Annotated in this window: 12 protein-coding genes; 7 read left to right on the top strand and 5 right to left on the bottom strand. The window is 71.4% G+C overall.

The annotated features are described in order from the left end of the window. Nucleotides 1-243: 243 nt before the first annotated feature. Nucleotides 244-1,257 (bottom strand): LLM class flavin-dependent oxidoreductase, encoded by a 1,014-nt coding sequence (locus tag EOD42_RS23775; protein ID WP_127790091.1) that lies wholly within the window; start codon nucleotides 1,255-1,257, stop codon nucleotides 244-246. A gap of 1 nt (nucleotide 1,258) precedes the next feature. Then, nucleotides 1,259-2,167 (bottom strand): SDR family NAD(P)-dependent oxidoreductase, encoded by a 909-nt coding sequence (locus EOD42_RS23770; protein ID WP_240655270.1) that lies wholly within the window; start codon nucleotides 2,165-2,167, stop codon nucleotides 1,259-1,261. Here EOD42_RS23770 and EOD42_RS23765 point away from each other — a divergent pair. Beyond that, nucleotides 2,166-3,011 carry a substrate-binding domain-containing protein gene (locus EOD42_RS23765; RefSeq protein ID WP_127790090.1) on the top strand — a complete coding sequence of 282 codons (846 nt, stop codon included), beginning with the start codon at nucleotides 2,166-2,168 and terminating at the stop codon, nucleotides 3,009-3,011. The two genes, EOD42_RS23770 and EOD42_RS23765, sit on opposite strands and share 2 nt — an antisense overlap. 31 nt (nucleotides 3,012-3,042) lie before the next feature. Here the strand turns inward: EOD42_RS23765 and EOD42_RS23760 are convergent, their stop codons facing one another. Then, the gene (locus EOD42_RS23760; RefSeq protein WP_164868099.1) at nucleotides 3,043-3,699 is read right to left on the bottom strand and encodes a DUF1826 domain-containing protein; all 657 of its coding nucleotides are present in this window, start codon (nucleotides 3,697-3,699) and stop codon (nucleotides 3,043-3,045) included. A gap of 73 nt (nucleotides 3,700-3,772) precedes the next feature. On the opposite strand from EOD42_RS23760, the gene EOD42_RS23755 reads away from it, so the two are divergent. Next, nucleotides 3,773-4,108: a DUF6525 family protein gene (locus tag EOD42_RS23755; RefSeq protein ID WP_127790088.1), complete on the top strand. Its 336-nt coding sequence runs from the start codon at nucleotides 3,773-3,775 to the stop codon at nucleotides 4,106-4,108. 132 nt (nucleotides 4,109-4,240) lie between these two features. Further along, nucleotides 4,241-4,837 (top strand): nitroreductase family protein, encoded by a 597-nt coding sequence (locus EOD42_RS23750; RefSeq protein ID WP_127790087.1) that lies wholly within the window; start codon nucleotides 4,241-4,243, stop codon nucleotides 4,835-4,837. Here the strand turns inward: EOD42_RS23750 and nhaA are convergent. Both nhaA and EOD42_RS23740 read right to left on the bottom strand, forming a co-directional pair. Beyond that, entirely contained in the window at nucleotides 4,810-6,006 is a 1,197-nt protein-coding gene (gene nhaA, locus EOD42_RS23745) for a Na+/H+ antiporter NhaA (RefSeq protein WP_127790086.1), read from the bottom strand. The genes EOD42_RS23750 and nhaA overlap by 28 nt on opposite strands. A gap of 46 nt (nucleotides 6,007-6,052) precedes the next feature. Continuing rightward, nucleotides 6,053-6,862 carry a LysR family transcriptional regulator gene (locus tag EOD42_RS23740; protein ID WP_240655269.1) on the bottom strand — a complete coding sequence of 270 codons (810 nt, stop codon included), beginning with the start codon at nucleotides 6,860-6,862 and terminating at the stop codon, nucleotides 6,053-6,055. Nucleotides 6,863-7,009: 147 nt separating this feature from the next. On the opposite strand from EOD42_RS23740, the gene EOD42_RS23735 reads away from it, so the two are divergent. From EOD42_RS23735 to EOD42_RS23720, 4 genes are read left to right on the top strand one after another with little or no spacing between them, the layout of a single operon-like run. After that, nucleotides 7,010-7,975: a Bug family tripartite tricarboxylate transporter substrate binding protein gene (locus EOD42_RS23735; RefSeq protein WP_127790084.1), complete on the top strand. Its 966-nt coding sequence runs from the start codon at nucleotides 7,010-7,012 to the stop codon at nucleotides 7,973-7,975. A 12-nt stretch (nucleotides 7,976-7,987) separates the two neighbouring features. Next, entirely contained in the window at nucleotides 7,988-8,791 is an 804-nt protein-coding gene (locus tag EOD42_RS23730) for an enoyl-CoA hydratase/isomerase family protein (RefSeq protein WP_127790083.1), read from the top strand. Next, entirely contained in the window at nucleotides 8,791-10,854 is a 2,064-nt protein-coding gene (locus EOD42_RS23725) for an acetate--CoA ligase family protein (RefSeq protein WP_127790082.1), read from the top strand. The genes EOD42_RS23730 and EOD42_RS23725 overlap by 1 nt, the downstream gene beginning before the upstream one ends. Before the next feature lie 15 nt (nucleotides 10,855-10,869). Continuing rightward, complete coding sequence (locus tag EOD42_RS23720; RefSeq protein WP_127790081.1) at nucleotides 10,870-11,823, top strand: SLAC1 family transporter; 954 nt, start codon at nucleotides 10,870-10,872, stop codon at nucleotides 11,821-11,823. Nucleotides 11,824-11,844: the final 21 nt, after the last annotated feature.

Raw genomic sequence — 11,844 nt, 5'->3', positions numbered from 1 at the left:
TTTGCCCCCGGCCCCCCCTGTGGGGGGCTCTCCCCCCCACACCCCCGCCAGGAGATAATATCTCCTGGACCTGATGGAAGTTTGGCGCTTCATCTGGGTGCTGGGACAATTTTTAATAAATATCAATAAGAAAGACGTTCTCTGGTAATGGCCCAACTCCCTGGGGTCCAGGGCCGCTACGGTCCTGGCGGGGTTGCAAGGGGCAGCGCCCCTTGTTGGGGGCTCGGGGGCAACGCCCCCGCCTCACGCCTTCCCCAACCCGAACGCCTCCGCCAGCAGCCGATAGCTTTCCGCCCGCGCTTCCTGGTCATGGCACGGCGTCAGGATCGCCACTTCCTGCGCGTTGTACCGCCCGGCCAACTCCTCGATCCGGGCGCGCACCTGCTCGGGCGAGCCGATCAGCGCGCGGGCGGCCAGCCGATCCACATGCTCGCGCTCGGCGGGCGAGTAGTCATAGGCCTCGGCTTCCTCCTGGCTCGGCAGGGGCAGGAAGCGGCCCTGGTCGCGCCACAGCCGCCACAGCCCGCGCGGGGCGAAGCGGCGGCGGGCTTCCTCGGCGGTGGGGGCGGTCAGCGCGAAGATGCCGATGGCCGCATGCGGCGCCGCGCAATGCGCCGAGGGGCGGAAGCCCTGGTGATACATCTCCATCGCCTGCTCGCCGCCCTGGCCGTCGGTGATGAAGTGGGCATAGCAATAGGGCATGCCGAAAAAGGCCGCGACCTGCGCGCCGTAGTCTGAGGAGCCCAGCATCCACAGCTCGGGCCGGGTTTCGACCTCGGGGCTGGCGACGACCTTGCGATAGGGGTGGCTCTCCGGCAGGCCGTCGCCCAGCCAGCCCATCAGGTCGCGGATCTGGGTGGGGAAATTATCGGCGGCCGTCGCGGCCTGCGGGTTCAGCGCGTGGGCGGTGCGCCCGTCGCTGCCGGGCGCGCGCCCCAGCCCCAGGTCGATGCGGCCGGGCGCGATCGCCTCCAGCATGCGGAACTGCTCCGCCACCTTCAGCGCGGCATAGTGCGGCAGCATGATGCCGGCGCTGCCCACGCGGATGGTCCTGGTCGTGGCCGCGATGGCGGCAATCGTGATCTCGGGTGCCGAGCCCGCATGGGCGGCGGAGTTGTGATGCTCCGCCAGCCAGTAGCGCTTGTAGCCCCAGGCCTCGACCTTGGGTGCCAGGGCCAGCGTCTCCTGCACGGCCGCCGCGGGGCCGCGGCCGGAGGCGATGGTGGACTGGTCGAGGACCGAGAGCGACAAGGCCATATCAATCTTCCTGGATCTTCGGCGGGCCGGCCAGCACGCCGCCATCGATCACGATGGACTGCCCGGTCATGAAACCCGAAGCCGGGCTCGCGAGGAAGACGGCGGCCCCCGCGATCTCGTCGGGTTCGCCGATGCGCTGCAGCGGGCTGTCGGCGGTGCGCTTCTTCAGGTTCGCCGGGTCCTCCCACAGGGCGCGGGCGAAATCGGTGCGCACCAGGCCCGGGGCGATGCTGTTCACCCGCACGCCCTTCGGCCCCCATTCCACCGCCAGCGCGCGGGCCAGCTGCATGTCGGCGGCCTTGGACACGCCATAGATGCCGAGCGTGGGCGAACCCCGGAAACCGCCGATGGAGGAGATGAAGATCACGCTGCCCTGGCCGCGTTCGGCCATGGCCGGCACCACCATCTGGCTCAGCCACAGGTTGGAGCGGACATTGCCGTTCATGATGCGGTCATAGGCATCGTCGGTGATGGACTGGCTGGGGCCGAAATGCGGGTTCAGCGCCGCGTTGCAGACCAGGATGTCGATCTGGCCGAAGGCCGCGACGGAGGCATCCACCAGCCCCTGCAATTCCTCCTTGCGGGAGATGGAGGCGGCATGCGCGATCGCCTGGCCGCCATTGGCCTTGATCTCGGCCACCACCGCCTCGCAGGCATCGAGCTTGCGGGAGGAGACGACGACGCGGGCGCCGTGCTGGGCCAGGCGCAGGCAGATGGCCTTGCCGATGCCGCGGCTGCCGCCGGTGACGACGGCCACCTTTCCGGAGAGGTCGAACAGGTTGTTCACGGTGCTGTCCCTTGGAACGTTTGCGCACAGGGTGCGGGCTCGCGTGGGGCTTGTGAAGCCCTCCGCGACGTTGACGGCGGGCGCCGGCATGGTCAGCTTCGGGCAAAGTCCGGAGATCGCCATGTACCCCATTCTTCGCCGCGCCGCCCTGGCGCTCGCCGTCCTCGCGCCCATCGCCGCGCCCATTGCCTCCTCGGCCCAGCCGCGCAGCATCACCATCGCCAGCACCACCAGCACGGAGCAGTCGGGCCTGTTCGGCCATATCCTGCCGATCTTCACCCAGAAGACGGGCATCCAGGTGCGGGTGGTGGCGCTCGGCACCGGCCAGGCGCTGGATGTGGGCCGGCGCGGCGACGCGGATGTGCTGTTCGTGCACGACCGTGCGGCCGAGCAGCGCTTCGTGGCCGAGGGCTTCGGCGGCCCGCGCCATCATGTGATGTACAACGACTTCGTGATCGTGGGCCCCGCGGCTGATCCCGCGCGGATCCAGGGCGTGACGGATGTGACGGAGGCCCTGCGCCGCATCGCTGCCGCCCGCGCGCCCTTCATCAGCCGTGGCGACCGTTCGGGCACCCATGCGGCGGAACTGCGCCTGTGGCAGCAGGCGGGGGTGGACGTCGCGGCCGGGCGAGGCGCCTGGTATCGCGAGATCGGGCAGGGCATGGGCCCCGCGCTGAACACCGGTGCCGCGCAGAACGCCTATGTGCTCACCGATCGCGGCACCTGGCTGTCCTTCCGCAACCGCCAGGAGCTGCGCATCCTGTCCGAGGGTGATGCGCGGCTGTTCAACCAGTACGGCGTGATGCTGGTGAACCCCCAGCGCCACGCGCATGTGAAGGTGGCCGAGGGCCAGGCCTTCATCGACTGGATCATCTCGGCCGAGGGGCAGGCTGCCATCGCCGGCTACAAGGTGGGGGGCGAGCAGCTGTTCTTCCCCAATGCGAGCCAGCCCGAGCCCGCTTCCTGACCGCGTGGCGGCGGGCGGCGCCGCCCGCCTTCTAGGCGACGGGTATCCGCCCCGGCTGGTCGATGCACAGCAGCAGCCGGGCCGCGCCTGCCGGCGGCGAGCGGTGGATGCAGCCGAGCCCGGCATTGCCGGGAAAGCGCTCGCCCTTCAGCACCGCGACGGTGCCGGGCGCCATCTGCCCCGCCGCGCGATGCGGCCCCGCAGGCAGGGTCCGGGCCAGCGCCGCGCCGCCCTGCCGGCACAGCCATTGCGTTCCCGCGCCGCGATAGGTGCAGAGCATGCGCAGCCCCACCGCATCGGCGTGCCAGCGCGGGCAGCCGGGGCCGGTGATGGCCTCCAGCCGCAGCCGGGCCCGGCCGTCGCATTCGGCCAGGACCGAGAAGGCGACGGCCAGTCTGCGGATGTCCAGCAGCAGGTCGAGCGGGGCGGGGCAGGGCAGGCGGGCCGCGAGCTGGTCCGTCGCCTCGCCCACGATGCCCTCGGCCTCGGCGCAGAAGGGGGCATGCGCCAGCAGCGGTGCCAGGCCCTGCGTGAAGTCCTCGGGAATGGGGCGGTGCCACAGGGCGAGGTTCACCTCCGGCCGCAGGATGGTCAGCAGCACCTCTCCGTCCTCGGCGGCGATGGCCGTGCCGGGGGCGGGGTAGAGGCTGGCGTCGGGGGGCAGGGATTCAGCGAGGAAGCCGGGCATGGCCGCAACATGGTATAATATAACGTTCCGCACTAGTCTTGAGATGTTATAGTGTTCCATATATGAGTGCCGCATGCCCGACACCGACAACGACCTCACCAGCCGCTCCGGCCGCTGGCGCCGCATGGCCGGCGATGATTGGGCGGCCTTCGACGCCCTGCCGCCCGCGATTCGCGCCCGCGCCAGCCAGCATGCCTATGACCCCTGGGCGGTGAACCTGCTGGCGCTGTGGCGTTTGTTCCGCCGCCAGACGGCCAGCACGGCCCGTGCCGAACGGCGCCTGCTGAACCACCTGGACCGGCTGGAAGCCCTGGAACGACAGGCCTTTGCCGAGGGGCATGCCCGTGCCCACGGCGTGCCGCTGCCGCATCTGGCCGCGGCGGTGGGCGTGCTTCGCGCCCGAGGGTAGTTGCGAATGGTTTGCAATTGATCTACATCATCACCGGGCCCCGCACCGGCAAAGGCTAGGCCCGACTCGCGCAGCCAGCCTTTCCTTGCCCCACACAGCCAGCCAGCGCTTCTCTTGCCGAAAGAACCCCACATGTCAGATGGCACCACCGGCGCGGCACCCGCCGCGCTGACGCAGATGCTCGCCCGTGCCTCCGTCACGCCCCGCTTGCTGGCGGAACCCGGCCCGTCGGTTTCAGAACTGGAGATGGCGATTTCCGCCGCCCTGACCGCGCCCGACCACGGCATGCTGCGCCCCTGGCGCTTCGTGACCATCGAGGGTGAGGCCCGCGCGCGCCTGGGCGCGCTGATGGTGGCCAGCCTGTTGCGCCGCATGCCCGATGCACCCACCGAGGCGTTGGCGAAGGAGGAGCACAAGCCCCAGCGCGCGCCGCTCGTGATCATCGCGGGTGCCGCCATCCGCCATGGCCACAAGATCCCGGTCTGGGAGCAGGAGGCCTCGGCCGCCGCCGGCATCATGAACCTGATGCACGCGCTGGAGGCCCAGGGCTACGGCACCTTCTGGTCCTCCGCGCCGTCGCTGCTGGACCCCGAGATGAAGCAGGCGCTGGGCTTCCCCGAGACCGACCGGCTGCTGGGCTTCATCCATGTGGGCACGCTGGCCGGGCCGAAGCCCGAGCCGCATCGCCCGGCGCCTGCCGCCTATTGGCGGGCGTGGTCGGGCATCTGACCGCGCGGCTGGGCGAAGCGCAGCACCGCCCAGCCCAGCAACCCCGCCAGGCCCGAGCCCACGAGGATGCCGAGCTTCACCTCGTCCAGCCGCTCCGGGCTGCTGCTGAAGGCGAGCCCGCCCACGAACAGGGACATGGTGAAGCCGATGCCGCACAGCAGCGCGACACCCAGCACCTGGGGCCAGCTGGCATAGCGCGGCATGGGCACCAGCCCGGTCTTGACCAGCACCACCACCGCGCCGAACACGCCCACCACCTTGCCCGCCAGCAGGCCCAGGGTGACGCCGGCCGTCACCGGATGGATCAGGCTGTCCCAGCCCATGCCGCCCAGCGCCACGCCCGCATTGGCCAGGCCGAAGATGGGCATGATGAAGAAGCTGACCGGCACATGCAGGCGGTGCTCCAGCCGGTGCAGCGGCGAGTTCTCGGCATCCTCCTTGGCGCCCGGGCGCATGCGCAGGGGAATGCACAGCGCCAGCAGCACGCCCGCGATGGTGGCATGGATGCCCGAGCGGAACACCAGCACCCACAGCGCGACGCCGAGCAGCATGTAGGGCCACAGCCGCAGCACCCCCGCGCGGTTCAGCGCGATCAGCGCGCCCAGCACCACGGCGGCACCCAGCAGATCCGGCAGGGACAGGCTTTCGGTATAGAACAGCGCGATGATGACGATGGCGCCCAGGTCGTCGATCACGGCCAGCGCCATCAGGAACACCTTGAGCGAGGCCGGCACGCGCGGCCCCGCGAGCGACAGCACGGCCAGGGCGAAGGCGATGTCGGTGGCCGTCGGGATGGCCCAGCCGCGCATCGCCACCGGGTCCGCATGGTTCAGCCCGGCATAGATCAGGCCGGGCACCAGCATGCCGCCCAGCGCGCCCACGCCCGGCAGGATGCGCCGGCCCCAATTCGCCAGCTGGCCGTCCAGCATCTCGCGCTTGATCTCAAGCCCGACGAGCAGGAAGAACAGCACCATCAGCCCGTCATTGATCCAGTACTCGACCGACAGCGGGCCGAGCTTGGCGTGCAGCAGGTCGTGATAGCCCTGGGAGAGCGGCGAGTTGGCAATGACGATCGCGAGCGCGCCGGCCGCCATCAATACGAGCCCGCCGCCGGCGGAGCTGTCCAGCAACTGGCGGAAGACCGAGAGGGCACGTGACGAAGTGTTCATGTGTGGCTTCCTGCCTTAACCCTAACTGAATGACAACGCGTAAACGTCACGCCCGCGTCTCGGCCAGCAGCCAATCCGCGAAGGCCCGTGCCTCGGGCAGTACAGGGCCCGGCGGCAGCAGCAGCCAGTAATGCTCGCTCATCGCCACGGCACCGCCGGGCAGGGCGCGCAGGCGGCGCGCGCGCAGGTCCGCCTCGACGAATTCCGGCGGGCAGATCACGCTGCCCAGCCCCTCGATCGCGGCCTGGATCGCCAATGTCGTGCTTTCGAACAGCAGCGGCGGGGCCGACGGCGCGGGCCGGCCGGTGGCGGCGTGCCAGCGTGCCCAGTCATCGGGGCGTGCCCTGCCGCCCAGCAGGCTGTCGCCCTTGGCGCCGCGTGCCGCGAAGGGCGCGACCGTGATGGCCTGCAGCCGGATGGCGCCCGGCGCGGGCGGCGTGTCGCCGGGGCCGGAGCGGATGGCCGCGTCCACCGCCTCGCGCCCGAAATCCACGGGCGCGATGCTGGCCACCACCTCGATCGTCAGTTCCGGGTGCAGCGCCTGGAAGCGCGGCAGGCGCGGGATCAGCCAGTGCCGTGCCCAGGTGGTATAGGCGCGCACGCGGAAGGGCCCTCGCGCCCGGGCCAGCGCGGAGGTCGCGCGCCGGATCATCCCGAAGGCCTCGGACAGGCTGGCCGCATAGCGCGTGCCGGCCTCCGTCAGCCGCAGGGAATTGGCCCCGCGCTGGACAAGCGCGACGCCCAGCATCGCCTCCAGCTCCCGCAGGCGCCGGCTGATGGCGGGCTGGGTCACGTTCAGGGCGCGGGCGGCGGCGGTCAGGCTGCCGGTCTCGGCCACCAGGGCGAAGGCGGACAAGGCGCCCAAAGGGGGCATTCCGGGTGGCAGTGTCATGCCGCAGCATAACGTAGTGTTGGGGTAGGGCAAGAATTGCGACGCTTCCCTTGCACCCCCGGCGGGCCTACCGCTTGGGCCAACGCAGCCCGAAGCTGCGAGGAGGAAACCATGCGTCGCCGCCACGCCCTTGCCCTGCCGCTGCTGGCATTGCCCGCCGCCGCGCGGGCGCAGTCATTCCCGTCGCGCCCGATCCGGCTCGTGATCCCCTTCGCCGCCGGCGGCTCCAACGACATCATCGGCCGTATCCTGACCGAGAGCCTGGGCCAGCGCCTGGGTCAGCCGGTGGTGGTGGAGAACCGCGGCGGCGCCGGCGGCATCCTGGGCAATGAGGTGGTGGCGAGTGCGCCGCCCGACGGCCACACCCTGCTGCTGACCGGCAGCGGCAGCTTCGTCTCCTCCGGCCTGATCCAGCCGCGCGTGCCCTATGACGTGAACCGCGGCTTCGCCCATATCGGCTATATCGGGGCCTCGCCCGCGGTCATCGCGATCAACCCCTCGCTCGGCGCGACCAACCTGCGCGAGTTCCAGGCGCTGGGCAAAAGCCGGCGCCAGCCCATGTCCTATGCCAGCCCCGGCGTGGGCACGACCGGCCATGTGACGGGCGCGCTGATCGGCCAGGTGCTGGGCATCGAGCTGGAGCATGTGCCCTATCGCGGCACCGGCCCCGCGCTGCAGGACGTGATCGCGGGGCGGGTGGACTTCATCTCCAACGCCGCCGCGCCGCTGCAGCCCTTCCTGCAGGCGGGCACGCTGCGCGGCATCGCGCTGGCGGCCGCCCGGCGCATCGACCTGCTGCCGAACCTCACGACATCGGTCGAGCAGGGCTTCCCGCAGATCGACAGCGCGACCTGGTTCGGCCTGTCCGCCACGGGCGGCACGCCGGCTGCCGCCGTCAACGCGGTGCATGCCGCGTTGAACGCCACCCTGGCCGAGCCCGATGTGCGCCGCCGCCTGCTGGAACAGGGGCTGGAGCCCGAGCCGAGCCCCACCCCCGACGATTTCGCCCGCTTCGTCGCTTCCGAGCGCGAGCGCTGGGGCGCCGTGATCCGCGCCGCCCGCATCACCGCCGACTGACCGGAGACACTCATGTCCGACAAACCCGCCATCCTGCTGGATGTCGAGGATGGCATCGCCATCATGCGCCTCAACCGCCCCGAGGTGCGCAACGCCATCGACGACGCGATGCGCAGCGAGATGATGGCGATCATCGACCGCGTCAGCCGCGATGACGCGATCCGCGCCCTGGTCGTGACCGGCGAGGGCAAGGGCTTCTGCGCGGGCGGTGACGTGAAGGGCATGCGCGCCCGCATGGAGGCGCCCCCGGGCTCTGTCGCCATCAACGGCTGGCGCCGGCAGCAGCGCACCCACCACGCGATCTCCATGCTGCACAACCTGCCCAAGGTGACGATCGCGGCGGTGAACGGCGCGGCCACGGGGTTGGGCTGCGACCTCGCGTTGTGCTGCGACTTCGTCATGGCCTCCGACAGCGCGATGCTGACCATGAGCTACATCCAGCGCGGGCTCATCCCCGATGGCGGGGGCATGTATTTCCTGCCCCGCCGCGTGGGTCTGGCCCGCGCGAAGGAACTGGTCTTCACCGGCCGCCGCCTGACCGGGGCCGAGGCGCTGGCCATCAACATGATCGAGCGCGTGGTGCCGCACGACACGTTGTTGGATGAGGCCAAGGCCTGGGCGAAAGAGCTCTCGGCCGGCTCGCTCGCGGCCCTGGCGCTGGCCAAGACCACGATGAACCAATCCTTCGAGACCTCGATGGAGGATGTGTTCTCGCTCGGCAGCCAGGCCCAGGCCATCTGCTACTCGACCCAGGAACACCGCGATTCCGTCACGGCGTTTCTGGCCAAGCTGGATCGCCCGAGGGAGCCGAAGTGATGGGCGCGCTGGATGTCCTGCTGAAGCCGCGCAGCGTCGCGGTCGTCGGCGCCTCGGCGGACCCGTCGAAAATGACGGGCCGGCCGGTGGGCTACCTGATGAAGCACGGGTTCTCGGGCGCGGTGTACCCGGTGAACCCGCGCGCGGACGCGATCGGGGATCTGCGCTGCTACCCCGACATCGCCTCCCTGCCTGAGGCACCGGATGTCGGCCTCATCCTGCTCGGCCCCGAGCGCGCGGAGGCCGCGGTGCGCGACCTCGCGGCACGCGGCACGGCGGCGGCGATCGTGCTGGCCTCCGGCTATGGCGAGGCAAGCCCCGAAGGGGCCGCGCGCCAGGCCGCGCTGAAGGAAGCGGCCGGTTCCATGCGGCTGCTGGGGCCGAACACCATCGGGCTCGTGAACCTGTCGGACCGCATCACCCTGTCGGCATCCGGCGCGCTGGAGGTCGGCGAACTGCCGCCGGGCCGGATTTCCCTGGTGTCGCAATCGGGCGGCATTCTGGGTTCGCTGCTGTCGCGCGCGGCGGATCGCGGCATCGGCTTCGCCAAGCTGCTCAGCACCGGCAATGAGGCCGATATCGACAGCGCGGACATGATCGACCTGCTGGTGGACGACGCCGAGACCGATGTGATCGCGGTGTATATGGAAGGTCTGCGCCGCCCGGATGCCTTCCGCGCCGCCGCCCGCCGCGCGGCCGAAGCGAACAAGCCCATCGTGGTGTTCAAGGTCGGGCGCTCGGAATCGGGCGCGCGCTCGGCGGCCTCCCACACCGGGGCGCTCGCTGGCCCGGACCGGCTGTATGATGCTTTCTTCCAGCAACTCGGCGTCATCCGCGCCCAGGTGTTCTCGGACCTGCTGGACATCCCCGGCGCGCTGGCCTGCGGGCGGCGGCTTTCGGGGCGGCGGGTGGCGGTGCTGACCTCCACGGGCGGGGCGGGCACGCTGGTGGCCGATGCCTGCGGGCTGGCGGGCTTCGACCTGCCGGTGCCCGATGCCGCGACGGTGGAACGCCTTTCGGTGGTGGGCGACAGCGGCCAGGCGGCGCATGACCGCAACCCGGTGGACGTCACGCTGGCGGGGCTGCAGCCCAAGCTGCTGCGCACCTCGCTGCGCGCGCTGCTGGACAGCCCCAGCTATGACGCGCTGATCACCATCGTGGGGTCCTCCGCCCTCGCGCAGCCGGAGCTGGTGGCCGATGCGCTGTTCGAATGCCAGGCCGAAAGCGACAAGCCGATCCTGGCCTATGTCAGCCCGCACGCGCCGCATGTGCTGCGCGCGCTGAACAGCCGGGGCATTCCGGCGCTGGCCTCCCCGGAATCCTGCGCCTCGGTGCTGGAGGCGATGCTGCCGCGCGGGGTGCCGCCGATCCCTGTAGCCCCCGCACCCGCCGTGACGACGCTGCCGGCCGGCCCCGCGAATGAGGCCGAGGCCAAGGCGCTGTTCGCCGGATACGGCATCACGCCGGTGCGCGAGATCATCGCGGCCACCCCCGAGGAAGCCGGCCGTGCCGCCGCGACGCTCGGCGGGCGGGTGGTGTTGAAGGTTCTGTCGCGCCAGATCCTGCACAAGAGCGAACTCGGCGCGGTCAAGGTGAACCTGGACCCCGCCGATGTCGCCGCCGAGGCGGCGGCCATGCTCGTCCGGCTGAAGGCCCAGGGCGCGCCCGAGCCCGAGGGGCTGCTGGTGCAGGAAATGGCGCGCGGCGGGGTGGAGATGATCCTGGGCTTCGTCCGCGACCCGCAGCTGGGCCCGGCCATCCTGCTCGGCATGGGCGGCGTCACGGCGGAGCTGATCAAGGACACCGCCATGCGCCTGCTGCCGCTGGCCGAGAGCGATGTCGATGCCATGCTGGCGGAGCTGAAGACCCGGCCGCTGCTGGAAGGCTATCGCGGCGCGCCGGTCGCGGACGTCGCGGCATTGCGGCAGGCGGTGCTGGGCTTTGCCCGCATGGCGGGCGCCCTGGGCGAGAGGCTGGTCGAGGCCGAGATCAACCCGCTGTTCGTCATGCCCGAAGGGCAGGGGATACGCGCCGCGGACGGCTTGCTGGTGCTGGGCGACTGACCGCATCATCGGGGGATGGATTCCCCCGAGCGCCTGCGCCACCTGCCCCTGCCGCTGTTCGCGGTGCCGATGGGGGTGGGCGGGCTCGGCCTGGCCTGGCGAGAGGGCGCCCGCGTGCTGGGGGCGCCCGCCTGGGTGGGAGAGGGGCTGCTGGCCCTGGCCACCGCCGCCTGGCTGCTGATCGCGGTGCTGCACATGGTGCGGGCGCTGCGTCATCCGGGGTCTCTCGCCGCCGATCTGCGCCATCCGGTGCGCTCCGCCTTTGCCGGGGCCATCACCGTGGGGCTCATGATCGTCACCGGCGGGCTGACGCCGCATCTGCCCGGGCTTGCCGCCGGGCTATGGCTGGCGGCGGTGGGCATGCATCTGGTGATCGCGGCCTGGACGGTGCGGGTGCTGATCCTGGCCCCGCGTGAGCCCGCGGCGCTGACGCCGCCCCTGCTGATCCCGATGGTGGGCAATGTGCTGGCCCCGGCCTTCGGCGCGCGGCTGGGCTTCGAGGCGCTGTCCTGGATGTATTTCGGCCTCGGCGCACTGCTGTGGGCGCTGCTGCAGCCGCTGCTGCTGGGGCGCGCCGCGATGGGCCCGCCGCTGCCGGCGCTGCTGCGCCCGTCGCTGGTCATCTTCCTGGCGCCGCCGGCGGCGGCCGCGCTGTCGCTTTCGGCCCTGACGGGCGGGTTTGGGCCCGGGCCGCTCGCCTGCCACGGGCTGGCGGTGGGCTTCGCGGCGGTGTTCCTGACCATGCTGGGGGAATTCGCCCGCGCGCCGTTTTCCATGGCCTGGTGGGGCTGGACCTTCCCCACCGCCGCCTTCGCCGCGGCGACGCTGCAGGCCATCGCCGCGCACCCGCTGCCGGGGCTGGGCGTGCTGGGCTGGGCCGTTCTGCTGGCCAGCAGCGCCATCATCGCCACGGTGTGCCGGGCGACGGCGCAGGCGGCGTGGAGCGGGGCGCTGTTCCGCCCCGACTGATACCCGTCCTGGTTGCATCGG

The sequence above is a fragment of the Rhodovarius crocodyli genome (genome assembly GCF_004005855.1).
GTDB classification, from domain to species: Bacteria; Pseudomonadota; Alphaproteobacteria; order Acetobacterales; family Acetobacteraceae; genus Rhodovarius; species Rhodovarius crocodyli.
The sequence above is the reverse complement of the archived record's forward strand: the minus strand, read 5'-3'. Positions and strand labels throughout refer to the sequence as shown.

Excerpts from the sequence above, each read along its gene's own strand:
- nhaA (WP_127790086.1), bottom strand. The coding sequence starts at position 6,006 with ATGAACACTTCGTCACGTGCCCTCTCGGTCTTCCGCCAGTTGCTGGAC.
- EOD42_RS23755 (WP_127790088.1), top strand. The coding sequence starts at position 3,773 with ATGCCCGACACCGACAACGACCTCACCAGCCGCTCCGGCCGCTGGCGC.
- EOD42_RS23725 (WP_127790082.1), top strand. The coding sequence starts at position 8,791 with ATGGGCGCGCTGGATGTCCTGCTGAAGCCGCGCAGCGTCGCGGTCGTC.
- EOD42_RS23750 (WP_127790087.1), top strand. The coding sequence starts at position 4,241 with ATGTCAGATGGCACCACCGGCGCGGCACCCGCCGCGCTGACGCAGATG.
- EOD42_RS23775 (WP_127790091.1), bottom strand. The coding sequence starts at position 1,257 with ATGGCCTTGTCGCTCTCGGTCCTCGACCAGTCCACCATCGCCTCCGGC.
- EOD42_RS23720 (WP_127790081.1), top strand. The coding sequence starts at position 10,870 with ATGGATTCCCCCGAGCGCCTGCGCCACCTGCCCCTGCCGCTGTTCGCG.
- EOD42_RS23735 (WP_127790084.1), top strand. The coding sequence starts at position 7,010 with ATGCGTCGCCGCCACGCCCTTGCCCTGCCGCTGCTGGCATTGCCCGCC.
- EOD42_RS23770 (WP_240655270.1), bottom strand. The coding sequence starts at position 2,167 with ATGGCGATCTCCGGACTTTGCCCGAAGCTGACCATGCCGGCGCCCGCC.
- EOD42_RS23760 (WP_164868099.1), bottom strand. The coding sequence starts at position 3,699 with ATGCCCGGCTTCCTCGCTGAATCCCTGCCCCCCGACGCCAGCCTCTAC.
- EOD42_RS23765 (WP_127790090.1), top strand. The coding sequence starts at position 2,166 with ATGTACCCCATTCTTCGCCGCGCCGCCCTGGCGCTCGCCGTCCTCGCG.
- EOD42_RS23730 (WP_127790083.1), top strand. The coding sequence starts at position 7,988 with ATGTCCGACAAACCCGCCATCCTGCTGGATGTCGAGGATGGCATCGCC.